This is a genomic window from Bacillus sp. 3255, from assembly GCF_031456485.1.
Classification (GTDB): domain Bacteria; phylum Bacillota; class Bacilli; order Paenibacillales; family NBRC-103111; genus Paenibacillus_E.
In genome coordinates, this window is sequence record NZ_JAVDUS010000029.1 from 44,308 (window position 1) to 70,959 (window position 26,652).

Sequence of the window (26,652 nt, forward strand, 5' to 3'; positions counted from 1 at the left end):
AACCATAATGTTCCATAGAAAAGACACACGTCCCGTTCGCGTAGGCAACTTGACGATCGGCGGCAGCAACGAAGTGATCATGCAAAGCATGTGTACGACCAAGACGGCGGATGTGAAGGCGACAGTAGCCGAAATTCATCGCTTGGAAGAAGCGGGCTGTCAATTGGTTCGCGTCACGGTGAACAATAAGGAAGCGGCCGAGGCAATTAAAGAGATTAAGAAACAGATTCATATTCCGCTAGTTTCCGATATTCACTTCGACTACCGGTTGGCGCTTGCTGCGATTGAGAACGGTATTGATAAGGTTCGTATCAATCCGGGCAATATCGGCCGCCGGGAGAAAGTGGAGGAGGTCGTGAGGGCTTGTAAGGAACGCGGCATTCCGATTCGGATCGGAGTGAACGCAGGCTCGCTGGAGAATCATCTTCTCGAGAAGTATGGATACCCGACGCCTGAAGCGATGGTAGAAAGCGCATTGTTCCATATCAATATTCTGGAAGAGCTCGATTTCCACGATATTATCGTTTCGCTCAAAGCCTCGGATGTACCGATGGCCATCGCGGCTTATTCGCAGGCGGCCAAGGCTTTCAACTATCCGCTGCATCTTGGGATTACGGAAGCGGGGACCCTGTTCACCGGCGCGGTGAAGAGCGCTGCGGGAATCGGTACGCTGCTCCATATGGGCATCGGCAACACGCTGCGTATCTCTTTGAGCGCAGACCCGGTGGAAGAGATCAAGGTTGCGCGCGAGCTGCTCAAAACGTTCGGTTTGATTACGAACGCAGCTACCCTGGTGTCTTGTCCAACCTGCGGACGCCTCGACATCGATCTGTTCTCGATCGCCAATGAGGTGGAGGATTACATCGCGAAGATCAAGGTGCCGATTAAAGTATCCGTTCTAGGCTGCGCCGTCAACGGCCCTGGCGAAGCACGTGAGGCCGATATCGGAATCGCGGGAGCGCGCGGCGAGGGAATGCTGTTCCGCTACGGAGAGATGATCCGTAAAGTGCCGGAAGCCGAGCTGCTGAGCGAGCTGAAGCGAGAGATCGACGTTATCGTCAAAGCCTATGAAGAAACAGGCGTTATTCCCGGTCGTAAGCACTAATCATTCATGAACCTATCAGCCGTTATACTTGCCTCTTGGAGGTGAAGGTAACGGCTTTTTTGTTATTCTTCTGGCGCATATTTCAGCGGCATACGTAGCATAATGAGATAAACTGGAAATTTGCTCGCACCACGAACTCACGATCATTAAGGAGAATACCTCATGAACATGCTTAAAAGAATGAAACCAAGACGCCACATTTCCCTGGCTGCAGCCGTTAGCCTGTTTTTGCTGCTGCTGCCGGTGCATACGGGAGCTTCGCAACCGAGCGAACTGTCTCCGGCCGTCGAGACCAAAAGCAAGAAGGTGGCCATCGTCATTGACGATTTCGGCAACAACATGGAAGGCACCGCCGAAATGCTCGACTTGCCGATCCCCTTCACGGTTGCCGTGATGCCATTCCTTCCGTCCACGAAACAGGATGCCCAGCTGGCCCATGATAAAGGGCATGAGGTCATCCTGCATCTGCCGATGGAGCCTGTGCGCGGCAAGAAGAGCTGGCTGGGCCCGGGTGCCCTCACAACGGACTTGTCCAGCGATGAGATTCGCAAGCGAATCGTAGCGGCTGTCGAGGATGTCCCTTATGCGATCGGGATTAACAATCATATGGGCTCCAAGGTGACGGCTGACGAAAGAATCATGAACATCTTGGTCGATATATGCAAAGAGAGAAACTTGATCCTTCTTGACAGCCGCACGTCGCCCAAAAGTCTGATTGGGAAGCTGGCTTCCCGCAAAGGGGTACCATTTTCAGAAAATCAGTTGTTTTTTGATGATTTGTATACATACAGCCATATCAGTAAACAGATGGTGCGGTTCAAAAAGCTTGTCCACGACAGAGATTTGGTCATCGCCATCGGCCATGTAGGCCCTCCGGGGAAGAAGACGGCTAGTGTAATTAAAGAAGCTATTCCTTCGATCCAAAAGGAAGCAATCTTCGTGCCCCTTTCCCAGACGGTGAGCCTTGGAGGGAAGACGTTCTAGCTGGCGATTGGGTCATCGCAAAAAATTGATCCACGGCGCGTGCAACGGCTTCGGCAAGCTTAGCCTGGTGATGCGAGCTGTTCAGCAGCTTACGGTCCGATTTATTGGATATAAAGCCGAACTCGATGATGACGGAAGGGCATTTCGTATTCCGGAGCACATAATACTTTTTGCCGAGAATAGGCACGTCTTCCGTTCCATATACGCGGTTGAGCGAATCTTGAAGAAGATTGGCCAGCAGAATGCTTTCCGATTGATTTTGGTGAAAAACGAGCGGCCCTCTGCGGTCGGGTTTGCCGGACCAGTTGATGTGCATGCTGAGCATCATTTTGGGTTTGATCGTATTGGCGATGCCGGAACGCTGCGCCAAGTCTTTGCGGTGCCTGCTGCCAACGGACCACTTATTATCCGTACTTAGGGCATAATCCTCCGTCCGGTTTATAACGACCCGATAGCCTCTTTTCTGCAAAAGCTTATATGTTTTTTTGGATATGGCCAGATTCATATCTTTCTCATCATATTTGCCGAATCTGGCCCCGGTATCAATACCGCCATGACCGACATCGATCAATACGTCGGCATAGGGCAGAAGCGGGTTGCCTGCCAGAGCATAGGCTTCCGAACCTGCTGCGCAAAAGCAAAGTAGGAGTACGAACATTGTTAAGAGCCGCTTCAAAACGCCACATCCTTTTGCATGATGATCTGTACTTATCCTTCTTCTTGGAGAGGGCGATCATACGTCATCCAAAAGTTTGCATGGATTGGATTAACCTTCTTTTACACGGGAATAATGGAAGTTATCGCTAAGGTTTACGAAGGAGGTACGACAAATGAGTTTAAGTATTGTTTTGATGGTCATTCAAGTGTTCTTTGCGGTTGTAATCGGGCTGTATTTCTGGAATTTGCTGCGTAACCAACAGACGAACCGTACTGCTGTCGATAGAGAGTCGAGGAAAGAATTGGAGAAGCTGAGAAAGCTGAGATCGATCTCGCTAACCAAGCCGTTATCGGAGAAAACAAGACCATCCACCATGCAGGATATCGTTGGCCAAGTCGAAGGGCTGAAGGCTCTGAAAGCCGCGCTATGCGGACCGAATCCGCAGCATGTCATCATTTACGGGCCTCCGGGTGTCGGGAAGACGGCCGCAGCGCGCGTCGTTCTGGAAGAAGCGAAGAAGAACCAGGAGTCGCCGTTCCGCCCGGACTCCAAATTTACAGAAATTGATGCGACGACGGCGCGCTTCGACGAGCGAGGCATTGCCGATCCGCTGATCGGTTCGGTGCATGACCCGATTTATCAAGGCGCGGGAGCGATGGGCGTTGCCGGTATCCCGCAGCCGAAGCCAGGCGCTGTAACGAAAGCCCATGGCGGCATTTTGTTCATCGATGAAATCGGTGAATTGCACCCAACACAAATGAACAAATTACTAAAGGTGCTGGAGGATCGGAAAGTATTTCTCGAGAGCGCTTATTACAGCTCCGAAGATACGAATATTCCAGGCTATATTCACGATATTTTTCAAAACGGACTTCCTGCGGATTTCCGCTTGGTAGGGGCGACGACGCGTACGCCGAGCGAGATCCCTCCGGCGATTCGTTCCCGCTGTATGGAGATTTTTTTCCGTCCCCTTCTGCCGGAAGAGGTTGGGGAGATTGCCCGCAAGGCGCTCGATAAGATTGGCTTCAAAAAATGCGAAGCGGCCATTCAAGTCGTCATGAAGTATGCGACGAACGGAAGGGAAGCGGTCAACGTGATTCAGCTTGCCGCAGGTATTGCTTTATCGGATAAAAGAGATGAAATTACGGCTTCCGACATAGAATGGGTTGTAAATTCATCGCAAATCCCTCCGAGACCGGAGCGCAAAGTGCCTGCCCAGCCGCAAGTCGGCTTTGTGAACGGGTTAGCGGTGTATGGCCCTAACTTGGGAACCCTGCTGGAGATTGAGGTTTCGGCGATTCCTGCCGCTCCAGGAACAGGGAAGTTCAACATTACAGGTGTTGTCGATGAAGAGGAAGTGGGAGGAGGCTCCCGCACCATTCGCCGCAAAAGCATGGCGCGCGGCTCGGTGGAGAACGTGCTGACCGTTCTGCGCAAGCTTGGCTTCAACACCTCCGATTATGACCTGCATATCAATTTCCCAGGCGGCGTGCCGATCGACGGACCTTCTGCAGGCATTTCCATGGCGACAGCGATTGCCTCTGCGATACATAGAATCCCGGTAGACAATAAGCTGGCCATGACGGGAGAAATGAGCATCCACGGGAAGGTGAAGCCGGTAGGCGGCGTGGTGGCAAAGGTGGAGGCGGCGTTCCAGGCTGGAGCGACGAAGGTGATTATCCCGAAAGAAAATTGGCAGGAGATGTTTACGGATCTGCCGGGCGTTGAAGTCATTGCCGCTGACTCCATTGAAGAAGTGTTGATGACAGCGCTGGGTATCGAGCTGCATGATAATGTGATTCCGATGCCTTATGCCGCAGATCGCAACATTGCCTCCTCATCGCTGCCAATTTTGCATGCGAATCCACAGCATACGATCGATTCGTAGTGAGCTTATCCTGCGATACATTTTGAACCTCACACGTTTTGTCAGGGTGCCAATTGGTGTTTTGTTTGCAGTTTTGATAAAATGTAAAAGCAACGAATTAAAATGATTACAATCATGAGAGACTTTGGGCTGGGCTCAAAGCTCCCTATATATGGAGGTGCAGAGGATGGGACCCGGAAAAATCAAGATGCGCAGATTGCCGCTATTGCCTCTGAGGGGACTGCTGGTTTATCCGAGTATGGTTCTACATCTGGATGTAGGGCGAGAAAAGTCGGTTAAAGCACTTGAGCGGGCAATGGTGGATGACAGCATGATTCTCCTCTGCTCTCAATCTGAGATCAACATTGAAGAACCTTCCAAAGAGGATATTTACCGCATCGGGACGATTGCCAAAGTGCGGCAAATGCTGAAGCTTCCGAATGGAACGATCCGCGTATTGGTCGAAGGCGTGTTGCGTGCTGAGATTGTAGAGTACCTCGTGAATGATGAATACTACGAAGTTACCGCCAAGGAGCTGCCGGAGCAAGAGACTACCGATCCTGAGATTGATGCGCTCATGCGTACGGTATTGAATCAATTCGAGCATTACATCAATTTATCCAAGAAGGTCACCCCGGAGACGCTGGCGGCCGTTTCGGATATCGATGAGCCGGGCCGATTGGCGGATGTCATCTGCAGCCATTTGTCGCTCAAAATCAAAGATAAGCAGGATATCTTGGAGACGGTTGATGTTCGCGAGCGCCTTGAGAAGATGCTGAATATTCTGAACAATGAGCGCGAAGTGCTTGAGCTGGAACGCAAAATCAGCCAGCGCGTGAAGAAGCAGATGGAGAAAACGCAGAAGGAATACTACCTTCGCGAGCAAATGAAAGCGATCCAGAAGGAGCTCGGCGACAAAGAGGGGCGGGCAGGCGAAGCCGATGAGCTGCGCAACCAGCTCTCGGAAGCCGAGCTGCCGGACAAAGTGCGGGAGAAGGTCGAGAAGGAAATCGACCGCCTGGAGAAGATGCCTGCGACTTCCGCTGAGGGCGGCGTCATCCGCAACTATATCGATTGGCTTCTGGGCTTGCCTTGGTCCAAGTCGACGGAGGATGATCTTGATCTGCAGCGAGCGGAAGAGATTCTCAATGAAGATCATTTCGGTCTGGAGAAGCCGAAGGAGCGGGTGCTGGAGTACTTGGCCGTTCAGAAGCTGGTCCAGCAGCTCAAAGGGCCTATCCTGTGTCTCGTCGGCCCTCCCGGAGTCGGGAAGACATCCATTGCCCGTTCCATTGCCAGATCGATGGGCAGACAGTTCATCCGCATCTCATTGGGCGGTGTCAGAGACGAAGCCGAGATTCGCGGCCACCGTCGAACGTATGTCGGCGCGATGCCCGGCCGGATTATTCAAGGGATGAAGAATGCAGGTGCGAACAACCCCGTCTTCTTGTTGGATGAAATCGATAAGATGGCGATGGATTTCCGCGGCGATCCTGCGTCGGCCTTGCTTGAAGTACTTGATCCCGAGCAAAACAGCACTTTTAGCGATCATTTCATTGAAGTACCGTTTGACTTGTCGAATGTCATGTTCGTGACAACGGCGAACGCCGTTCACAACATTCCGCGTCCCTTGCTGGACCGTATGGAAGTTCTCTACATCCCGGGCTATACGGAGATTGAGAAGCTGCAAATTGCAAAGAAATACTTGCTGCCTAAGCAGAAGCGTGATCACGGTCTGCAGGAAGACCAACTGGTTGTCGACGATGCCGCTTTGATGAAGATTGTACGCGAGTACACACGCGAAGCCGGCGTACGGAACCTGGAACAGCAAGTTGCGGGCATGAACCGCAAAGCGGCCAAGAAGATCGTATCCGATCCCTCGACACCGGTTCATGTGACAGAAGAGAACTTGAAGGATTATCTGGGACCAGTCAAGTTCCGGTATAACGTAGCGGAAGAGAAGGACCAGATCGGAGCCGTGACCGGGCTTGCCTGGACGGAAGTCGGCGGCGACACGCTGGTCATTGAAGTTACCGTAATGCCGGGAACAGGCAAGCTCACTTTAACGGGGAAACTCGGTGACGTTATGAAGGAGTCCGCCCAGGCGGCGTTCAGCTATACGCGTACGCGGGCTGATGTGCTCGGCATCGCACCTGATTTCCACGAGAAGAATGATATCCATATTCATATCCCGGAAGGCGCGATTCCAAAGGACGGTCCGTCCGCAGGGATCACGATGGCGACGGCTTTGATCTCGGCGCTAACGAATATCCCGGTCTCCAGAAGTGTTGCGATGACGGGCGAAATTACGCTGCGCGGCCGCGTACTGCCGATCGGCGGCTTGAAAGAGAAAGCCCTGGCAGCTCATCGCGCCGGCATTCGTACCGTCCTGCTGCCGCAGGATAATGAGAAGGATATCGTCGAAGTACCAGAAAGCGTCCGCGAAGAGATGACCTTCATCCCGGTGAGCCATATGGATCAAGTGCTCGAACATGCGCTTGTGAAGAACAGGCCGCCCGCTCATGTCGGATAACCATAGAAAGTAGTTGAATCAAAGTGAAAGTCAATCAAGCTGAATTCGTCATCAGTGCGGTTGGACCTAGCCAATATCCACAGGATGCCTTGCCGGAGATTGCTCTGGCAGGGCGTTCTAATGTCGGGAAATCGTCTCTTATCAATTGTATGATCTCCCGCAAAAATTTGGCCAGAACCAGCTCGCAGCCGGGGAAAACCCAAACATTGAACTATTACCGGATCAATCAGGACTTATATTTCGTCGATCTTCCCGGATACGGCTATGCCAAAGTATCCAAAACGAAACGGGAGCAGTGGGGCAAATTCATTGAAAGCTATTTGCTGAACCGTGAAACGCTGCGGCTTGTCATGCAGTTGGTCGATCTCAGACATCCGCCATCCAAGGATGACCAAGCGATGTATGAGTGGCTGAGACATCATGATGTCCCGGTACTCGTCGTGGCGACCAAAGCGGACAAGATTCCCAAAAGCCAGTGGCCCAAACACCTTAAGATCGTGCGGGAAACGCTCGGCATGGATAAAGGGGTTCAGCCGCTGCTGTTCTCTTCAGAGCTCACGCTAGGCAGGGACGAACTGTGGGGTATTCTCGAGGGCGCCATTGCTTACGGAGAGGATGGACCCGCGACTGCACCGGAGACAGCTCCTGCTGCAGCCAGCGAACATAATGATCTTAAAGAGCCGTCCTGATTCATGGGGCGGTTTTTTGTGTAAATAAGAGAAGGAAGCCATAAGAGCGAGGAAATCAAAAAGAAGGATACAGGAAAGTGAGGTTTTCTGGGGAAAATTTGCTGGCATTCCGTATTTCCTTGGTTTTTTCAGAATATTTGGCGGATTATCATGAAATGTACGCAGGAATATTAGAGACGCATGTAGTATAATATAAACAAGGTAATTGTTCATCGCTTGAAAACAAAGAATCGAGGGATTTTTATGGCACAAAGGTTAGCGACTGAATATGTCAAGACCTGCCTCCAGTTAACAGAAGCCGAGATGTTCAGGTTTTTTCAAATGTTCGTGGATCACCAAGTGACTTTGCAAGTGAAAGTTTTGGAAAACGGCAACCAAGAGGTTGTGTTCCAAGATGGCGCAGGTCAAGAAATCGTCCTTTCATTTGAGAAGAAATCGGGCCTATATGAATGTACAGGATCCTGCAGATTAAGTAATACTTTATTGGCTAATTTAATGCGCAAAGCCGTATCCGAGTTCAAAGGCAGCGCCAAGGTGAACCGCATTTACCCCGGCTATACAATGGTTTACCACTATGAACGCGGTACTGTCGTTAAGATCGAAGAAGTCAAAGGACAAGTGTTGACTGTCATTTATGAGTACAGAGACACTATCGGTCTGATGCAGGAAATGTTCGAAAAGAAAGAAGTCGAGCAAGAGATCGAAATGATCTACGACCAAATCAACCATCTTCTGGACCTGCGCAACATGGTGCAGGATCAAGGGGAACATCAGCAGATCGACACACGCCTGGGAGAACTTACACATCGTTTGTTTATCCTGGAGGCATAACAACCACATATACGCACTAGATGAAGGACCCGGTTTCGGGTCTTTTTTGTGTCTTTTTTACGACTTTTTGCCTGGAATGAACAACTGAAAGAGCTTCGTCATACATTAGATATTGCGTGTCGGGATGAGAAGGCGCTTGGCAAAAAAAACTATTGCATTTCTCGTCGATAGATGTTATTTTTATTCTCGTTGAAACAATATAGGAACCAGGATTCACTCAGGACATTGAATGTTGCGAGAGATAATACCCTCGGGAAGTGAATGACGTAGGTCCTAGCGGATGAAATTTTTACACACATTTTATTCCTAGGAAGGGGGAACCGAAAGATGGAAACTGAATACTCAACTTTCGGAAGACACGTTGCTGTTGATACTTGGGGGGTAGATTTCGAACTTCTGAACAATGCAGAATGGTTGCAGGCTCAGATGATTGAAGCTGCCGAGGTATGCGGAGCAACCGTACTATCTGTACAATCCAAGCAATTTGAACCACAAGGCGCAACTGTACTTGTTATGTTGTCTGAGAGTCATCTCTCCATTCACACGTATCCTGAGAGAGGTTTTGCCGCGCTGGACTGTTATACTTGCGGCGAGACGGTGGACCCGCAACTGGCCATTGATTTTATGGTATCCGTATTGAAACCAGAAACGTTCCATGCGAAGAAGCTAGTTCGCGGCATGGGTGAATTGCAAGTTGAAACTCCTGAAATTAAACTGGCAGAGCTCGTGAAATAACAATCTGCCCATCATAATAAACGATAGCCACGGAGCAAATCCGTGGTTATTTGTTTGTCCCTGCGCCCATACAATGTTATTGCGGCAGCTGTCCAAGCAGATGTCCGATCACATGTCCGATTAAGGAAGCGGGGATTGCGCAGTGAGACGAAAATTAACGAGAAAAGCCATCCTGTACAGTATCGTCATCTTTCTCATCATCTGGCCGATTTATCAATTGGTTCAGATGATCGGGCCGCATAAAGAAGAACATGACGCGACGCATCTGCTGTATCAAGTGTCGTTGTTCCAGATGGAGCTGCTGAAAAGCTACTTGGAGGAGGCTTCGAAGAGCAAGTCGACCGATGAGCTCGATGCCAGCGAACTGGCGCTGTATTCGGCAGGCTTCGCCCATGAGCGGCTTGTACTTGCAGCTGGGGGATCGGAGTTCCTGACGCCGCTCTCAAGTATTACGCAGCTATCCCAATATCTTCAGCGCCTCCAGGTGGGTGGAGAACGAGCGCTCAAGCCGGAGGAACAACAGATTTTGAAGGAAGCCGCTACCCAGTATAAAAGCATGTACGATATTTATGAGAAAATCATGGCATCCAATGGAGATATCGTCACTTCCCAGAACGATAAGCTGGCTAAGCTGGATACGGATTTGACAACCTTTCTGCGTAAAAAGCTGCTTCAATAAATTGGTTCTAATCCCTGTGAAGGTATATAGGAGCCGATTGCTGTTAAAACTAACGAGCAGACGAAGCATTCATAAATTATACAAAAAATTTGTCGGATTGCAGGAGTTGCTGTGCTATAATGATACATAGAAATCGAATGAAAGGCAGGTGGTACCTTTGCATATTATCGCAGTCGGCTTGAACTACCGGACGGCTCCGGTTGAAATTCGGGAGAAATTCGCTTTTTCAGAGCAGGATTTACCGATCGCATTGACAGAATTGAAAGAGACGAAGAGCATCTTGGAGTGTGTAATTGTCGCCACCTGCAATCGCACGGAATTTTACGCCGTTGTGGATCGGGCACAGATGTGCAGTCACTATTTGACACATTTCATTGAACGGTGGTTTCAAGTTCCCAAGGATCAGTTTCAGAAACATTTATATATGTATGAAAATGAGAAGGCGGTTGAGCATCTTTTCCGTGTAACAAGCGGGTTGGATTCGATGGTAATCGGAGAAACGCAAATTCTCGGACAAGTGCGGGATGCTTTTTTATCGTCCCAAAAAATGAAAGCAACGGGCTCGTATTTCAATACGCTCTTCAAGCAATCGATCACTTTGGCCAAGAAGGCTCATTCCGAAACAGGCATCAGCAACAATCCGGTTTCCGTCAGCTATGCTGCCGTTGAGCTTGGCAAGCGCATTTTCGGTTCTTATATGAACAAGACCGTCATGATTATTGGCGCCGGGAAGATGAGCGAGCTTACCGTGAAGCATCTATACGCCAACGGTGCGAACAAGGTGATCGTGGTGAACCGCACGTTCGAGCGCGCGGCCGAGTTAGCCGCGAAGTTCAATGGGGTTCCCAGCACGATTGAAGACATGCCCAAGCATTTGCCGGAAGTGGATATTATCATCAGTTCCACAGGCGCTCCAGGCTATGTGCTGACCAAGAGCAACATTCAGTCGTATGTCCAAAAGCGGAAATCACGTCCGCTCTTCATGATGGATATCGCGGTTCCTCGGGATCTGGATCCGCAAATCAGCGAGCTGCCGAACGTGTTCCTGTATGACATCGACGATCTGGAGCACATCGTCGACAAGCATTTGCAAGAGAGAAAGAAAGAAGCGGCGAAGATTGAGACGATGATCGGCTCGGAGATCGGCGTTTTCGAGCAATGGACCCGGACGCTTGGCGTGAGTCCCGTTATCAACGCCCTTCAAACGAAAGCGAGCCAAATCCACGAAGAGACGATGGAGAGCATGCTGAAGAAGCTGCCCGACCTCGATGAACGTGAAATTAAAGTTATTCGTAAATTAACGAAAAGCATCGTGAACCAGGTACTGCGCGACCCGATTCTCCGCATTAAGGAGATGGCGGGAGAACGCCACGGGGATGAAGCGCTTGAACTCTTCACGAAGCTGTTCGCCCTCGAAGAGACACTCGAGCAGCAAGAAGAAGCCGATCAGTTAGCACAAGCACAGGAAGCTGGGAACAAAGCGCTGGAAGCCAAGCAACTGCTGGAAGACAAGCTGTCTGTACGCGGTTTGCAGGCTGCCGATGTTCTGGCGAAAACTTGAGATGAAGGCGCTAATCGCCTGGGAGAGGTGCCATGGTAACTCGTAGCTGGTTATTTGATGCGATGATCTATATGTATGCCCTGAGCCTATTGTTTTACTTTTCGGATTTCGCGAACGCGAACCGAAGCGCAAAACGGATGGGGACGGGGCTGCTTTTGTTTGTATGGGCTCTACAGACCGCTTATCTGGGCATCAATTTGTATGGCCATTTGACGGAATGGGCGTTTGCCCGCTCCGACGTACTTTTCATGTTCTCGTGGCTCATCGTCACGATTTCATTAATCGTCAACCGGTTTTTCCGTATTGAATTGTTTGTTTTCTTTGTGAATGTGCTCGGTTTCGCCATCCTGGCACTGAATGTTTTTGGCAATCCTCACGTAACGCCGATCAAAGCCGATTGGGACGTCAATGACGAGCTATTATTTATACATATTTCGCTCGCGATCGGCAGTTACGTGGCCTTTTCCATCGCAGCCATCTTCTCCTGCATGTATGTATTTATGCACAATATGCTGAAAGCCAAGAAGTTCTCACAAACCGTGATGCGTCTGCCTTCCCTGGAGAAGATCGAGCATTACACGTACTTCTCGGTCATTATCGGCGCCCCGCTGCTCTTGCTGGCACTAAGTCTGGGCGTGGTCTGGGTCGTGCTGGAAGGCGATCATAACCTGCTCTACGATCCGAAGGTCATCAATTCGTTCTTTGTTTTGGCGGCTTATGCGTTCTACTTGTTTCAACAGAAGTCGATGCGGATCTCCGGCTACAAGCTGGCCGCGTGGAATCTTGCAGCTTTCTTCATCGTGGTGCTGAATTTCGTTGTCTCCAATTTCTTTTCCGGATTTCATGACTGGATATGGAGTTGATGATCATGAAGCATCCTTATCCCATTATGGTTAATTTGGCCGGCCAGCACTGTCTGGTTGTCGGCGGCGGAGCAGTCGCAGAGCGCAAAGTGCTCTCCCTGCTGGATGCCGGGGCCAACGTTACCGTTATCAGCGAACAATTTACGCCGGGCATTGCTGTCCTAGAACAGCATTCCGGCGTAGTTCTGCACAGGCAGACGTTCCATCCGTCTATGATGACGGGCGAAAGTTTATATCCCTATGCGCTGATTGTCGCCGCAACGAACGACGCTCAAGTGAACAAGAGCGTGTTCGAGCTGGCATCGAAGCAGGGCAAGCTGGTCAATGTAGTCGATCAGCCTGAACTGAGCACATACATTCAGCCGTCGGTGGTGCGCAGAGGGAAGCTGGTCATCGCCGTATCGACCGGTGGGGCAAGCCCGTCTGCCGCAAGGAAGATCGCCCGCGACCTGGATCGCGATTATGGCGAGGAATATGCCGTTTATCTTGATTTCCTAAGCGAGGTGCGGCAGCTCGTTCAAAGCCAAATAAGTGATAAACAAGCCAGACAGCGCATGTTCAAAGAAATGCTGGAATGGGATGTGCTGGCAAGAATACGAGACGGCACGTTCGAAAGCTGGAAGGACAAGCTTTTCCTTGCGATAGAGAGTGAGCCGTGGCCGGATGCTTCGTCCGGTCAGGCGGAGACAGACCGGGCTTCCTGGTCAGCGATACAAGATTTCGGGCAGCGAGTATAGGAGGCGGGTATGAGATGAGAACCATTATTGTAGGAACCAGACAAAGCGCATTGGCCTTAACGCAAACCGGGCAGGCGGTAGAGTCCTTGAAGCAGCTTGCTGCGGAGCACGGGATTGAATGCCAATTCGAGATCAGGAAAATTGTTACCAAAGGCGACCGCATCCTGGATGTCACTTTATCCAAGGTTGGCGGCAAGGGCCTGTTCGTCAAAGAGATCGAACAGGCGCTCATGGACGGCGAGATCGATATGGCCGTCCACAGCATGAAAGATATGCCCTTCGAGCTTCCGGAAGGGCTGATCGTGGGCGCGATACCGAAGCGCGAAGATCCCCGCGATGCGCTGATCACACGGGGGTATCGCTCCCTGGCCGAGCTGCCGCAAGGCGCGCTCGTCGGAACGAGCTCGCTGCGCCGCGCCAGCCAGCTGCAGCATCTTCGCCCGGACCTGCGGATCGAATCGGTCCGCGGCAATATCGATTCGAGGCTGCGCAAGCTCGAAGAGGAGAACTTCGATGCGATTATGCTGGCCGCGGCCGGCTTGCACCGGATCGGCTGGCAGGATCGCATCAGCGCGTACTTGCCGCCCGAGGAGTGCCTCCCTGCCGTAGGGCAGGGGGCTCTCTGCATCGAGTGCAGGGGCGGCGACGCCTTCATGCTGGACCTGCTGGGCAAGTTCCAGCATGCGCCAACCGCGCTCGCTGTGCGCGCGGAGCGGGCTTTCCTCGGCAGACTCAACGGAGGCTGCCAGGTGCCGCTAGGCGCTTACGCGAGCGTTAGCGAAACAACCAGCGCCGGCGAAGCGCCGCTGTTGACGCTAACCGGCATGGTCGGTACGCCGGACGGCGCGACCATGCTCAAGGAAACGGCTTCCGGTACCGATCCGGAAGCGCTAGGCCAGCTGATTGCCGATAAGCTGATCGCCCAAGGGGCTGAACGCATTTTAGCCGAGGTAAGGGAGTGAGCCGCGTGAACCAAGGAAGAGTCTATCTCATCGGAGCGGGTCCCGGAGATCCCAAGCTCATCTCGATTCGCGGCATGGAAGCCATCCAGAAAGCGGACGTCATCGTGTACGACCGCTTGGCCAATCCTCGCTTACTCAAACATCGCAGACCGGAGGCCGAGCTGATATTCGTCGGCAAGCTCCCGGACAAACATATATTAAAGCAAGAAGAGATTAACCATTTGCTGCTGGATCTGGCCCTGCAAGGGAAAGTCGTGGCACGTCTCAAGGGGGGCGACCCCAGCGTATTCGGCCGCGTCGGCGAGGAAGCGGAATTGCTGGCCGATCACGGGGTCACCTTCGATATCATTCCGGGCATTACGTCCTCGATTGCCGTGCCCGCTTACGCCGGAATTCCGGTCACGCACCGTAACTTTACATCGTCCTTTGCCATTATTACAGGCCATGAATATCCGAACAAGACGTATTCCGGACTGGACTGGGAGAATTTGGCCAAGGCGATCGGCACGATGGTGTTCTTGATGGGTGTCGCCAATCTGGAGCAGATTTGCCGGGAATTACTGCGCTGCGGCAAGTCGCCGGAAACGCCGGTCGCGCTTGTCCGTTGGGGAACTTGGGCGGACCAAGCGACAATCACGGGAACTCTATCCGATATCGCCGATAAGGTGAAAGCGGCCAACTTCCAATCTCCGGCGGTGATTATCGTCGGCGAGGTCGTCAAGCTTCGCGAGAAGCTCGCATGGGTCGAGAAGAAGCCGCTGTTCGGGCGGCGCATTCTGGTTACCAGAGCGAGAAGCCAGGCAAGCGAGCTTGTCGATTTGATAGACGAGATGGGCGGAGAAGCGGTTGAGTTTCCCGTTATTCGTCTGCAGCCGCCGAGCCGCCCCGAAGCGCAGCAAGCGCTGGATGAAGCTTTGGATGAGCTGCCATCCTTCGACTGGATCGTTCTGACCAGTGTGAACGGCGTGGAGTTTTTCTTCAGACGGCTGCGGGAGCGGGGCATCGATGTGCGCAGAATGAGCAACGCCCGCATTGCCGCAGTAGGTCCCAAGACAGCCGAGGCGCTCGCAGACCGGGGCATTCTGGCGGATGTGCTGCCGGCTCAGTTTCAGGGCGAAGGCATCCTGGAAGCCATTCAAGGCGATTTGCAGCCGGGGCAGAAGGTTCTTCTGCCGACAGCCGATCTGGCGCGCAATTACTTGCCTGTGAAGCTTCGCGAGGCAGGTCTGCACGTAGCGGAGGTTGATCTGTACGAGAATGTGCTGTCAACGGAGGACGGCGAGGAAGTTATTTATTTGCTTCAGAACAAGAGCATTCATATCATTACTTTTACAAGCTCATCCACCGTTACGAATTTGATTGAAGCGCTTGGTAAGCTGGGGGTTGAAGACCCGGTAACGCTGCTGCAAGGCGTGGAAATCGCTTGTATCGGTCCCAAAACCGCAGAAACGGTACGCCGGTATGGGCTGCCGATCACGTATATGGCCGAGGAGGCTACGGTAGCTTCGCTCGTGCAAAGCATGATTCAAACCCAATAAAAGCATTCATAAGGAGGCGGAATTCCTGATGAGTTTCCCTGTTGTTCGTAACCGCCGCTTGCGCGGTAATGCAGCCATTCGCAATTTAGTTCGTGAAAATCAGGTCACGGTGAACGATTTGGTCCAGCCGATTTTCGTCACGCACGGCACGAATGTGAAGTCGGAGATTCCTTCGATGCCTGGCGTATTCCATCTATCCCTCGACATGCTGAAAGCGGAGATCGACGAGATCACGTCTCTTGGCATTCAAGCGATTCTGCTCTTCGGCGTTCCCGATTACAAGGATGCAACCGGCACGTCCGCGTATATAGATAACGGCATCGTGCAGCAGGCTACGCGATTCATCAAAGAACTGAACCCGAACCTGCTGATTATTGCCGACACCTGCCTATGCCAGTATACGGACACAGGCCACTGCGGCGTCATTCATCATCATCCGGTAACGGGCGCAGCCGATGTCGCGAACGATCCTTCCCTGGAGCTGCTCGTTCGTACGGCGGTTTCGCAGGCCAAAGCGGGAGCGGACATCATTGCTCCGTCGAACATGATGGACGGTTACGTGCAGGCGATCCGTTCCGGCCTGGACGAAGCGGGCTATGAGAATACGCCGATCATGGCTTACTCCGTCAAATACGCGTCGGCGTATTACGGTCCATTCCGGGATGCGGCGCATTCCACACCGCAATTCGGCGATCGCAAAACGTACCAGATGGACCCTGCGAACGGCAGAGAAGCGCTGCGTGAAGCGGAAAGCGATGTCGTTGAAGGCGCCGATTTCCTGATGGTGAAACCGGCTCTTGCGTATATGGACATCATTCGGATGCTCAAAGACAATTTCGATCTGCCGGTCGTTGCCTATAACGTCAGCGCTGAGTATTCGATGATTAAGGCTGCTGCGCTGCAAGGCTGGGTGAACGAGGAAGCGATCGTGATGGAGACGATGCTCAGCTTCAAGCGGGCAGGCGCCGATATCATTTTGACTTACTTCGCCAAGGATATTGCCCGTTATTTACAAAACAGCTAAATTGGATATGAAGAACCATTCACCCTAGAAGGCGCAGCCGCGCAGTTTCCCGAGGAAATTGAACCGCTGTGCAGCTAGTTGCGGGATGGTTCTTTTGTCATACATTTGTCGCAAAACGTAAGCTTACGTCGGTTGTGACAGGGGTATAATTAGGGCATAATGGATGAGAATAGATGGAAACCAGAGGAAGGTGCCTCATGAGCTACAACGACAATTTTATTAAAGCATGCCGCAAGGAGCAAGTAGATACGCTCCCGGTCTGGTATATGCGTCAAGCTGGAAGATACGATCCGGATTACCGCAAAATTAAAGAAAAGTATTCGCTGCTCGAAATTTGCAAACAACCCGAACTAGCTGCCGAAGTCACCCTGATGCCGATTAAGAAGCTTGGTGTGGATGCGGCGATTTTATATTCCGATATTATGAATCCGGTTGCTTCGCTAGGTGTCGATTTCGATATCGTGAAAGACGTCGGGCCGGTCATTCATACGCCGGTGCGTACGGCGCAAGACGTCGAACGACTGCGGCCGATTGATGTGGATAAGGACTTATCCCATATCATCGAGACGATTCGCATTTTGGACAGAGAGCTGGAGGTTCCGCTCATTTCATTCGCGGGTGCTCCGTTCACGATAGCCTCTTATTTGATCGAAGGAAGGCCTTCCAAAAGCTATATCCGTACGAAAGGGCTCATGTATGCCGAGCCTGCGGTTTGGTTTGCCCTTATGGACAAACTCGGGGATATGGTCATCACTTATTTGAAAGCCCATATCGCAGCAGGCGCCAAAGCGGTTCAGGTGTTCGACAGCTGGGTGGGCGCGCTTTCGCCTGCCGACTTCCAGGTGTACGTGCTGCCGACGATGGAACGCATCTTCCAAGAGCTGTCGCATTTGAAAGAGCCCAAAATTTATTTCCCGGGCGTCAGCTCAGGCGAGCTGCTTCCTTACTTGACCCATCTGCAAGCGGATGTCATCGGTTTGGATTGGCGTATTCCCATTTCAGTGGGCCGTGAGCGCGTCGGCGACCGCTTCGCCGTGCAAGGCAACCTGGACCCTTATGTACTTACGGCTCCGATGTCTGTGATTCAAGCGCAAGCGAAGGCGATAATGGATGAAGGCATGAAGAAGCCCGGGTATATTTTCAATCTGGGGCACGGACTGTTCCCGGAAGCTTCCTTGGAGAAGCTGAAAGAGCTCACCGCCTACATCCATGAGTATTCACATTCCGTATTAACTCAACAAGCAGAAAAGAGTGGTGTTTAGGATGACCAAACGTCGAATCGGTGTTTTAGTCATGTCCTACGGGACCCCGGAAAGTCTGGATCAAGTCGAAGCCTATTATACGCATATTAGACGCGGTCACCCGCCGACTCCCGAGCAGCTGCATGAATTGACGGCACGCTATGAGGCTATCGTGGGCGGGTTCTTCCCACTGCGGGAGAATACGAACAAGCAGGTTCAAGGTCTGGAGGATACGCTGCGCAGCGAGCATCCGGAAGTGGAATTCGTATGCTATCAAGGCTTGAAGCATGCGCAGCCTTACGTTGAAGACGGCGTCGAGCAGATGGTGAAGGACGGCATTACAGAAGCTGTAGGCGTCGTACTCGCTCCGCATTACTCGACGATGAGCGTCGGTGGCTATGTCAAGAGAGCGAAGGAAAAGGCCGAGGAGCAGGGGCTGTCCATCAGCTTCGTGCTGGACTACCATCTGCACCCCAAGCTGGTAGAAGCTCTAAGCACGCGGGTGGAGAATGCGCTGGTGAAATTCACGGATGCGCAGCGAGCGGACATTCGGGTTATTTTCACGGCGCATTCTCTGCCTGAGAAAATTCTCGAGATGAAAGATCCGTACCCGGATCAACTGCTGGCAACATCGAAAGCCATTGCCGATCGCGTCGGCTTGACGAATTGGCAGTTCGGCTGGCAGAGCGCAGGGCAAACGGCCATGCCGTGGCTCGGTCCCGACATTCTCGATGTGCTGCAGCAAATCCGCAAGGAAGAAGGCGTGAAGAACGTTCTGCTATGCCCGATCGGTTTCGTATCCGATCATCTTGAAGTGCTTTACGACATCGATATTGAAGCGCAAGCTTTGGCTAAGGAGCTTGGACTTCACCTGGAAAGAACCGAATCGCTGAATACCGATCCCCTCTATATGCAAACGCTGAGCGATGTCGTTCATAAGAAATGGCAAGAGACGAACGGTGCGTCATGAGTGCCCCCATTCCTCATTACATGATTATTGGCGGGGGGATTACCGGACTTAGCGCCGCGTACTACTTGAAGAAACGGTTGGAGTCGGAAGGAAAGCCGTTCCGCCTCTCGGTCGTCGAGAAGTCTCCGTCATTCGGCGGAAAGATCCGGACACTGGAGAAGGAAGGCTTCGTCATTGAGAAAGGGCCGGATTCATTCCTGGCCAGGAAGCGCCCTATCATCGACTTGGCTTACGACCTCGGCATTGAGAACGAGCTGACAGGTACGAATCCCAAGGCCAAGAAAACGTACATTGTCCGCCAAGGCAAGCTGCACCGGATGCCGCCGGGTCTCGTGCTTGGGATACCGACGCAGATGACGCCCTTCATGAAGACCGGACTGATTTCTCCGATGGGCAAAATGCGGGCGGCCCTCGATCTCATTCTGCCGAAGCGGGAGATGACGGCGGACGAATCGCTGGGTCATTTCCTGGAGCGGAGGTTAGGGAAGGAAGTGCTGGAACGCATCGTCGAGCCTTTGCTCGCCGGGATTTATGCCGGCGATACGTTCCGGCTCAGCTTGAAATCGACGTTCCCGCAGTTTCGCATGATGGAACAGAAGAACCGAAGCTTGATACTCGGCATGATGGCGAGCCGCAAGAACGTGACCGAAGAAACGGCGCACCTGCCTGCCGCCGTTAGGCATTCGGTGTTCGTTACGTTCAAAAAAGGGCTGCAAACGATGGTAGACCGTCTGGTTCATGCACTGGAATCTGCGGATTTGCGTACGGGTACTGGGGTTGCTTCGGTGCGCAAGTCGGGAGCGCAATCGGAAGTGATTTTCGAGGATGGGCACAGCGAAATCGTTGACGGGGTTATTGTGACTTCGCCTACGTTTCAGGCGGCCCGGATGCTGGCCGATCTGCCGGCTGCCAAGGAACTGGAGCGCATCGATTATATCTCCGTAGCGAATGTCATCATGGCGTTCGACCGTCAAGACATTCCGTTCGAGCTCGATGCTTCGGGCTTTCTCGTTCCGAGAACCGAAGGAAGTACGATTACGGCATGCACGCTGACTTCGGCGAAGTGGCTGCATACGGCTCCGGAAGGCAAAGTGCTGCTCAGATGCTATATCGGGCGGTCCGGAGAACAGGAGTGGCCGGCTTGGTCGGACGAACAGTTGATCGCCAAGGCGCGGCACGATCTCAAGCAGCTGCTCGGGTTGACCGCAGAGCCCCGATTCGCGGAGGTCACCCGATTGATGCATTCCATGCCTCAATACCCGGTCGGACATCTGGAGAAGGTTGCAGCTTTCCGGGAGGAGCTTGCGGCAGCGATGCCGAACGTGCTCGTTACGGGTGCGGGCTTCCATGGCGTCGGCCTTCCAGACTGTATCCGGCAGGGCAAAGAAGCCGCCTGGCAGATGGCCGACCAAATCCCTACCGCTGCTCGCGAAGGAGCTGTAACGGTTTAACGAAGCTTGGCCAGATCCAGTTTGAAGTCAGACGGGGAGATGGCCAAAATTCGTTTCTCCTCCAAATCGCGGACGACCTGCATGAGGGTCACCTTCTGGACACCGGCCAGCTGGGAGATTTCATCGAAATTCAGCACAAGCTTAATCGTAATCGTATTTCCGTTGCGGATGCCGTGCTTGTTGGCCATTGTGATCAGGCTCTTGATCACGCGCGTTCTTGCATCGAGGAAGGTCAAATCGTAGACCTGCTGATTCGTATCGCGCAAACGGTTGCCAAGCTCCTTCATGATGCCGAGCGTAATATCGAAATGGCTGCGCAGCAGGTCGAGGAAGTTTTGCGCCGTCATGGAGAGCAGCACGCACTCCTCCAACGTTTGGGCTGAAGCCGAACGCGGCTTGCCGTCGATCAACGATAATTCGCCGAAGCTTTCGCCGGACTTACAGATCGACAATATTTTCTCCTCGCCGGAGCTGCCGGTCGTGAAGATTTTGACCGATCCGCTGACGACGACGTAAAACACGCTGCCGATCTCTTTCTCGGCGAACAGCACCGTACCGGCTTTATAGGAACGTCTCGTGCAGATTTGCGTAAGCGCATCAAGCTGAGCTTCGTTCAGCTGCGCGAACAAAGGTACTTTTTTGATAAATTCAAGCATGATCGGTACCGCCTTTTTCAAATAGTATGATGTCGACATTTTATCATAGAAAGCTTATCGGGGGTATGAAATTATGGCAAATTCGAGCAGAATCGACACGCGCTCAGCGGCTGCCTTCCAGGCATCCAAGAAAATCATTCCCGGGGGAGTCAACTCGCCCGTTCGCGCTTTCAAATCCGTAGGGCTTACCCCTTTGTTCATGGACAAAGGTTTGGGTTCCCGCGTCACGGATATTGACGGCAACACCTTTATTGATTACGTCGGGTCCTGGGGCCCGCTTATCGTAGGGCATGCTCATCCCGTCGTGCTGGAAGCGATTAAGGCGACCGCGGAGAAGGGGACAAGCTTCGGTGCGCCGACGCTTCTGGAGACGCAGATGGCGGAGCTAGTCATCGAGCGCGTACCGTCCATCGAGATGGTGCGCATGGTGAACTCCGGCACGGAAGCCACCATGAGCGCTCTGCGCCTGGCCCGCGGATTCACGAAACGCGACAAGATCGTGAAATTCGAAGGCAGCTACCACGGGCATGCGGATTCTTTGTTGATCAAAGCGGGATCCGGCGTAGCGACGCTTGGATTGCCTGACAGCCCCGGGGTGCCTGACAGCGTGGCGACGAATACAATTACAGTGCCTTACAATGATCTGGCGTCTGTTCAGCTCGTTTTCGAGAAATTCGGCGAGCAAATCGCCGCACTCATCGTGGAGCCGATCGCCGGAAATATGGGTGTCGTTCCGCCGGCTCCAGGGTTCCTGGAAGGATTGCGCGAGATTACGAAGCAGTATGGATCGCTGCTTATTTTTGATGAAGTGATGACAGGCTTCCGCGTGCACAAGAACTGCGCACAAGGCCTCTACGGCATCACACCGGACTTGACGTGCTTAGGCAAGGTTATCGGCGGAGGACTGCCGGTAGGGGCTTATGGCGGCCGTCTGGACATCATGGAGCAGGTGGCTCCTGCAGGTCCGATCTACCAAGCGGGCACCTTGTCAGGCAACCCGCTGGCGATGGCAGCAGGCTATGCAACGCTGTCTTTGCTCGGCGAGCCGAACGTATACGAGGAGCTGGAGCGCAAATCCGCGATGCTCGAGGCCGGATTCGCGCGCAATGCAGCGGAACTGGGCGTTGCGAGCACGATCAATCGCGTAGGCTCGATGATATGCCCGTTCTTCACGGATCAGCAAGTAACGAACTACGAGACGGCCAAAACGTCGGACTTGGCGAAGTTTAACGCTTATTTCGGCCATTTGCTTGATTTGGGCGTTTCGGTTGCCCCGTCGCAGTTCGAAGGCATGTTCATATCCACGGTGCATTCGGATGACGATATCGCGGCAACGGTTGAGGCGCACCGCGAGGCTTTGAAGCGGCTTTAAGCCTCAGCCTTGCCTAGCGCATAACAAAGAGGGAGTCCCCGCCATGATGATGGCTTCGGGACTCCCTTTTGTTATGTAACTTATTTGGCCGTCGTCGTCGTCGCGCCTGCTGCGCCGGATCCCGGCGATGTCGGTGCGGTTCCGCTGTTGCCGCCGCCTTGGTTCGCATTCGGACTCGGCGTTGGGTTCGCGCTCGGTTTCGGCGTTGCGGAAGCTCCTGCAGAGGAGCCCCCGTTGCCTGTATTCGTTCCGCCGTTATCTTGCGGCGGCGTTGATGAAGGTGTCGGTGTTGGTTTCTGAGTCGGTTCCGCCGGCGTTGACGGTGTAGGTGTCGGGGAAGTTTGCGGCTTCGCCGACTGGGTTGGCTTCACAGAATCCGACGGCTGCTGTGAGCTGCCGCCAGTACCGTTCTTGCCGGATTCATTGCCGGCCTCAGGTTTGTTCGACGGTGTTGACGTCGGTTTAGGCGTTGGTGTCGTTTTGGGCTGATTCGCCTTCTTCTCGGCCTGTTCTTTCAAGAAATCAGGGTGGTCGTAAGCGCCGCCCGGATCGATGGTCGTAAGTCCTGCCCATACGTTCTCCACTTTCACTTGGTCCGGATGATCGAAGACAAGGAAGGCGGATGGCAAGCGGCGCTCGCCATAACGGCTGGAAGGCTTGGTAATCAATTCGTCATTGTAAACAAGCTCGGAGGAAGCTCCGCCGTCCAGGAAGCCTGCGTTAATGACCCCGTCCGCAAGGAACATATCCTGCACTTCTTTGAGCGTTGCGCCTACGCTGTGCGTTTGGCGGCCGTCGATAACGATGAAAATGACCGTACCGTCGGCTTTCTGCCCGACCGCTGTACGCGGTGCGCGTCCCCAGCCGCCGTCGCCGCTCGTGATCAGAGGCTTGCCGTTCGCGATGACGCGGGGATAGAAGGAAACGGCATCCGTTACATGCAGCTTCAGCAGCTCGTCAATCGAATATTTCCCGACGATGAGCGTGCCTTCTTTGGTAAAACCGACGATATGCTGCGGAATGCTGCCCTCTTGGTCGGTATAAAGAATTTCGCCGCCGGACATAATAGCACCAATTGGGGCAAATCCGTTGCCCAGTCCGTCCGGATCGTTAAAGCCGCCGCCATTGACCCCTGCGACAGCGCCCGTGCGCTGAACCATGGAGGTGATGCGTTCGCCTTCTCCTTGCTTCGCAGGCACCACAACGCGAATGGTTCGCGGATCGTACACATACATTTTTTTGCCTTTCCAGAATTGACCGGAAATGTCTTCGACTTTCACCAGGCTTTCGATCGGCCGGTTCTTATTGAACTGCACCGCACCCAGCTCCTGCTTCTCGATCGAGTTGACTTCGGTCAAGTTCTGCATCTCCAGCACCATCTGGTCTCTGCGCTGAGCGCCGACGAAGATCCAGGCCCAGTCCCTATGCTGCGTGGTAATGACCGTTTTGGCCAAATATTCGCGAATGAATGTTCCCGGCGGGGTTAGAAATAAAAAGCTTGAAGTAAGGAATGTACATATGGCAATAACGAGTAACACCCGTTTAAGCCAACTATAACTGCGAAAATGTTCTAAGATTGAACTACCCAAGTTGTTCCTCTCCCGATCTAGTATTCTATGAGATCTTACGGTTGTGACAGTGTCGAAAAAAATCAATACTAGATTTATATTATCATATTTTTGCATGCAATTGATATTGGTAATTGTTAAAATAAAGTGTACGTCCCCAATATCCTTAAGGAGTTATAGATTCATGAAACGATACTACTTTTTTGATTTTCCTATAGATCTTATGGCAATAACATTCTTGTTTCTACTTATTTTGGCAGGCATTGTCCTATCGTTCCGCAAAGGTATGCGCCGATGACCGAGTGGAAACGAAACGGAGAATGGCTGGAATTGAAAGTCCCGAATGACGCATGGAAGCCGCTGAAGCCAGGGGCAGTGGAAGAATTGGCGGCCTGCTTGCCGGTTCCGAAGAAATATTTTCTGAGACTGGCTTCACAGAACCTGATCCGGGTTCAAGACGGTATCGTCCGGCTTCATCTGTTTCCGAAGGAAGAAGCGTCGTTTCGGCCTGAGAACCGCGACATCGGAATTCTCTATGAGGACGACTTCTGCCTGGTCGTAGATAAGCCGGCGGGGATGTCGGTTCATCCTGCGGAAGCGGGTCAAGGCGGGACATTGGCTTCGGCCGTGGCCTATTATTACGAATCGACAGGGCAAGCCTGCGCCGTGCGTCACATTCATCGTCTTGATCAAGATACGACGGGAGCCGTTTTATATGCCAAAAATGAATGGGCGCATGTCCTGTTGGACGAAGCGATGCGCGAGAAGCGCATTGATAGACGCTATGTGGCCATAGCGCAAGGCGTATTCCGGGCGAAGCAGGGAACGATCGATAAGCCGATCGCCAAGGACCGCCATCATGCGGGCAAGCGGAGGGTCGCTCCGGGCGGCGATCAGGCTTTGACGCACTACCGCGTGCTTCGCCAGATGAAGGATGCGGCCTTCGTTGAGCTGGAGCTGGACACCGGCCGCACTCATCAGATCCGGGTGCATTTGAGTTATCTCGGACATCCGCTTGTCGGGGATACCTTGTACGGGGGCTCGTCCCGTCTAATCGGCCGCCAAGCGCTGCACGGAGAGCGGCTGACCTTCGAGCATCCCGTCACAGGGCAGCGGCTCGAGATTCATGCGCCGATGCCGCTAGATTTGCAGCAGCTGCTTGACAAGTCAAAAATGTAGTCATGCCTGGCCCTTCCCACCCATATACTTAGAAAGACAAACAAGTAAATGGCCCAACAATCCGAGAATGCCCTCCGGCATCCGGGTTTGATGGAAGGGAGGATTAATCCGGTGTCTGAACAACAACCAGGTCTGAGATTCGATATCTACGAGCGCGTTCATCTGCAAGAAGATTTGGCGGGGATACAAGAGTTGAACGATGTGGAATTGGTTCCTCACATTCAGGTGCTTACTTTGGATGATCAAGCGATACTGAAAGGGAATTTGCAGCTATCCGGCAACTATGCCAGTGAAGAAGGGGGGCCGCCGCGGCTTCTCGAGCACTTGATTCCTGTCGAGATCACGCTGCCCTTGAATCGCATTCATCGCGTCGAGGATATCCAAGTGGAGATCGAAAATTTCGATATTGATCTCCTGTCGGCGAGAAGCTTGAATGTAACCGGTGTGCTGTCGCTGCAGGGTGTGGAAATCGTTTCGGCTCCGGTAGAGAGCTGGCGGGAGGAAGAGGAAGTAACGTTCGTGCACGAAGTCGACTATCCGCGGAACGAACCTCCGGCCGCTTTACCCGTAGAGCCGATTCAAGAGACGCCTTACATTCCGCCGGTTCCGCAGCCCGAGCCTCAGGTCGAGCCCCAGATCGAGCCTCAGGTCGAGTCTCAGCCGCAAGTGTCCCAGCCGCCGCCGGCACCTGTGTATGAAACGCCTGAGCCGCAGTTTGCGCCGCCGGCCGTTCAGGAAGATGATGACGGCGGATCGGTCGTTGTGGAGATCGAACAAACAGAATTGAAGGTGAGCCCCCATTCGGAGAGCACGGTGGTTACGGAAGAGAAGAAGGATCTTAAAGTTGCGTTTGGTAAAAAGGCCAACGAGGCTGTTGAGATTAACCCGTACGGCATCAAATCCCTGCTGTCCAAGGCAGGCTCGTACCTCGCGGATAAGCGGAAGTCTGAAGAAGAAGCCCAGGCTGCGCTCGCCGAGGAGTCGCGTATAGATGCGGTCGAATGGAAGCGTCTATTCCTGCAGAGCAGTGAGAATTCGCAGGAATTCCGCAAGCTGAAGATGTGCATCGTGCAGAAGGAAGACACGCTGGAGTCGATCGCCAAGCGTTATCAGATCAATCCGCGCGAGCTTCAGCTCCTGAACAGGCTGAGCGATCAGGAGATTTCTATCGGGCAGGTCATTTATCTCCCAAGATAATGTACCGATACATAGGCAAGAGCCTCCGGCTGTGATAACGGCCGGGGGCTCTTATTCTATGTGGGGAACATCTTTCAACTTGAAGCATATTTTATGTATAATCGGTAATACTGGAATGATATATTGACTCAGTTACAAATGTTCGATATCATATGATGTAAACCATTTTGAGTAATATTGGAAACGTCGATAGGGAGTAGTAGGCGGAATGCCCTTCAGAGAGTGGAACTGCAGCGCTGAAAGGTTCCATAG

Annotated in this window: 23 protein-coding genes; 20 read left to right on the plus strand and 3 right to left on the minus strand. The window is 52.7% G+C overall.

The window, feature by feature from the left end:
* Positions 1-7: 7 nt before the first annotated feature.
* Together ispG and J2X61_RS33075 are read left to right on the plus strand one after the other, a co-directional pair.
* Entirely contained in the window at positions 8-1,105 is a 1,098-nt protein-coding gene (gene ispG / locus J2X61_RS33070) for a flavodoxin-dependent (E)-4-hydroxy-3-methylbut-2-enyl-diphosphate synthase (protein ID WP_274470745.1), read from the plus strand.
* A gap of 162 nt (positions 1,106-1,267) precedes the next feature.
* A complete protein-coding gene (locus J2X61_RS33075) occupies positions 1,268-2,089 on the plus strand; it encodes a divergent polysaccharide deacetylase family protein (RefSeq protein ID WP_310194418.1) in 822 nt (273 codons plus the stop codon).
* On the opposite strand, the gene J2X61_RS33080 is transcribed toward J2X61_RS33075, so the two are convergent.
* Positions 2,013-2,747: an N-acetylmuramoyl-L-alanine amidase family protein gene (locus J2X61_RS33080; RefSeq protein ID WP_310194422.1), complete on the minus strand. Its 735-nt coding sequence runs from the start codon at positions 2,745-2,747 to the stop codon at positions 2,013-2,015. The genes J2X61_RS33075 and J2X61_RS33080 overlap by 77 nt on opposite strands.
* Before the next feature lie 172 nt (positions 2,748-2,919).
* Between J2X61_RS33080 and lonB the strand changes: the two genes are divergently transcribed.
* The 15 genes from lonB (at position 2,920) to hemG (ending at position 20,428) form a co-directional block, all read left to right on the plus strand.
* The gene (gene lonB / locus J2X61_RS33085) at positions 2,920-4,635 is read left to right on the plus strand and encodes an ATP-dependent protease LonB (RefSeq protein ID WP_310194424.1); all 1,716 of its coding nucleotides are present in this window, start codon (positions 2,920-2,922) and stop codon (positions 4,633-4,635) included.
* Between the two features lie 166 nt (positions 4,636-4,801).
* Positions 4,802-7,147: an endopeptidase La gene (lon, locus tag J2X61_RS33090; protein WP_274470741.1), complete on the plus strand. Its 2,346-nt coding sequence runs from the start codon at positions 4,802-4,804 to the stop codon at positions 7,145-7,147.
* Positions 7,148-7,170: 23 nt separating this feature from the next.
* Positions 7,171-7,836 (plus strand): ribosome biogenesis GTP-binding protein YihA/YsxC, encoded by a 666-nt coding sequence (gene yihA / locus J2X61_RS33095; protein ID WP_310194426.1) that lies wholly within the window; start codon positions 7,171-7,173, stop codon positions 7,834-7,836.
* A 243-nt stretch (positions 7,837-8,079) separates the two neighbouring features.
* Positions 8,080-8,667 carry a non-ribosomal peptide synthetase module gene (locus J2X61_RS33100; RefSeq protein WP_274470738.1) on the plus strand — a complete coding sequence of 196 codons (588 nt, stop codon included), beginning with the start codon at positions 8,080-8,082 and terminating at the stop codon, positions 8,665-8,667.
* 327 nt (positions 8,668-8,994) lie between these two features.
* On the plus strand, positions 8,995-9,402 hold the full coding sequence (gene speD, locus J2X61_RS33105) for an adenosylmethionine decarboxylase (protein WP_274470737.1): 408 nt from the start codon (positions 8,995-8,997) through the stop codon (positions 9,400-9,402).
* 142 nt (positions 9,403-9,544) lie between these two features.
* Positions 9,545-10,081, plus strand: coding sequence for an S-adenosylmethionine decarboxylase (locus J2X61_RS33110; RefSeq protein WP_274470736.1), 537 nt, complete (start codon positions 9,545-9,547; stop codon positions 10,079-10,081).
* Between the two features lie 157 nt (positions 10,082-10,238).
* Entirely contained in the window at positions 10,239-11,642 is a 1,404-nt protein-coding gene (hemA, locus tag J2X61_RS33115) for a glutamyl-tRNA reductase (protein WP_274470735.1), read from the plus strand.
* Positions 11,643-11,674: 32 nt separating this feature from the next.
* Positions 11,675-12,505 carry a cytochrome C assembly family protein gene (locus J2X61_RS33120; RefSeq protein ID WP_274470733.1) on the plus strand — a complete coding sequence of 277 codons (831 nt, stop codon included), beginning with the start codon at positions 11,675-11,677 and terminating at the stop codon, positions 12,503-12,505.
* 5 nt (positions 12,506-12,510) lie between these two features.
* The gene (locus tag J2X61_RS33125) at positions 12,511-13,242 is read left to right on the plus strand and encodes a precorrin-2 dehydrogenase/sirohydrochlorin ferrochelatase family protein (protein ID WP_274470732.1); all 732 of its coding nucleotides are present in this window, start codon (positions 12,511-12,513) and stop codon (positions 13,240-13,242) included.
* Positions 13,243-13,256: 14 nt separating this feature from the next.
* Entirely contained in the window at positions 13,257-14,204 is a 948-nt protein-coding gene (gene hemC / locus J2X61_RS33130; protein ID WP_310194433.1) for a hydroxymethylbilane synthase, read from the plus strand.
* Positions 14,205-14,209: 5 nt separating this feature from the next.
* A complete protein-coding gene (gene cobA / locus J2X61_RS33135; protein ID WP_310194436.1) occupies positions 14,210-15,742 on the plus strand; it encodes a uroporphyrinogen-III C-methyltransferase in 1,533 nt (510 codons plus the stop codon).
* Positions 15,743-15,770: 28 nt separating this feature from the next.
* Complete coding sequence (gene hemB, locus J2X61_RS33140; protein WP_310194440.1) at positions 15,771-16,766, plus strand: porphobilinogen synthase; 996 nt, start codon at positions 15,771-15,773, stop codon at positions 16,764-16,766.
* Positions 16,767-16,963: 197 nt separating this feature from the next.
* Complete coding sequence (hemE, locus tag J2X61_RS33145) at positions 16,964-18,028, plus strand: uroporphyrinogen decarboxylase (protein ID WP_274470728.1); 1,065 nt, start codon at positions 16,964-16,966, stop codon at positions 18,026-18,028.
* Position 18,029: 1 nt separating this feature from the next.
* The gene (hemH, locus tag J2X61_RS33150; RefSeq protein ID WP_274470727.1) at positions 18,030-18,977 is read left to right on the plus strand and encodes a ferrochelatase; all 948 of its coding nucleotides are present in this window, start codon (positions 18,030-18,032) and stop codon (positions 18,975-18,977) included.
* The gene (gene hemG / locus J2X61_RS33155; protein ID WP_310194444.1) at positions 18,974-20,428 is read left to right on the plus strand and encodes a protoporphyrinogen oxidase; all 1,455 of its coding nucleotides are present in this window, start codon (positions 18,974-18,976) and stop codon (positions 20,426-20,428) included. The genes hemH and hemG overlap by 4 nt, the downstream gene beginning before the upstream one ends.
* Here hemG and J2X61_RS33160 read toward each other — a convergent pair.
* Positions 20,425-21,084: a Crp/Fnr family transcriptional regulator gene (locus tag J2X61_RS33160; protein ID WP_274470725.1), complete on the minus strand. Its 660-nt coding sequence runs from the start codon at positions 21,082-21,084 to the stop codon at positions 20,425-20,427. The genes hemG and J2X61_RS33160 overlap by 4 nt on opposite strands.
* A 73-nt stretch (positions 21,085-21,157) precedes the next feature.
* Here J2X61_RS33160 and hemL point away from each other — a divergent pair, with 73 nt between their 5' ends.
* The gene (gene hemL / locus J2X61_RS33165) at positions 21,158-22,456 is read left to right on the plus strand and encodes a glutamate-1-semialdehyde 2,1-aminomutase (RefSeq protein WP_310194447.1); all 1,299 of its coding nucleotides are present in this window, start codon (positions 21,158-21,160) and stop codon (positions 22,454-22,456) included.
* A gap of 80 nt (positions 22,457-22,536) precedes the next feature.
* Here hemL and J2X61_RS33170 read toward each other — a convergent pair whose 3' ends face one another.
* A complete protein-coding gene (locus J2X61_RS33170; RefSeq protein ID WP_310194450.1) occupies positions 22,537-24,045 on the minus strand; it encodes a phosphodiester glycosidase family protein in 1,509 nt (502 codons plus the stop codon).
* Between the two features lie 273 nt (positions 24,046-24,318).
* Here J2X61_RS33170 and J2X61_RS33175 point away from each other — a divergent pair, with 273 nt between their 5' ends.
* Both J2X61_RS33175 and J2X61_RS33180 read left to right on the plus strand, forming a co-directional pair.
* Entirely contained in the window at positions 24,319-25,203 is an 885-nt protein-coding gene (locus J2X61_RS33175; RefSeq protein WP_310194454.1) for an RluA family pseudouridine synthase, read from the plus strand.
* Positions 25,204-25,314: 111 nt separating this feature from the next.
* Positions 25,315-26,400, plus strand: a complete 1,086-nt coding sequence (locus tag J2X61_RS33180) for a LysM peptidoglycan-binding domain-containing protein (RefSeq protein WP_310194457.1) — start codon at positions 25,315-25,317, stop codon at positions 26,398-26,400.
* The last annotated feature ends 252 nt before the right edge of the window (positions 26,401-26,652 follow it).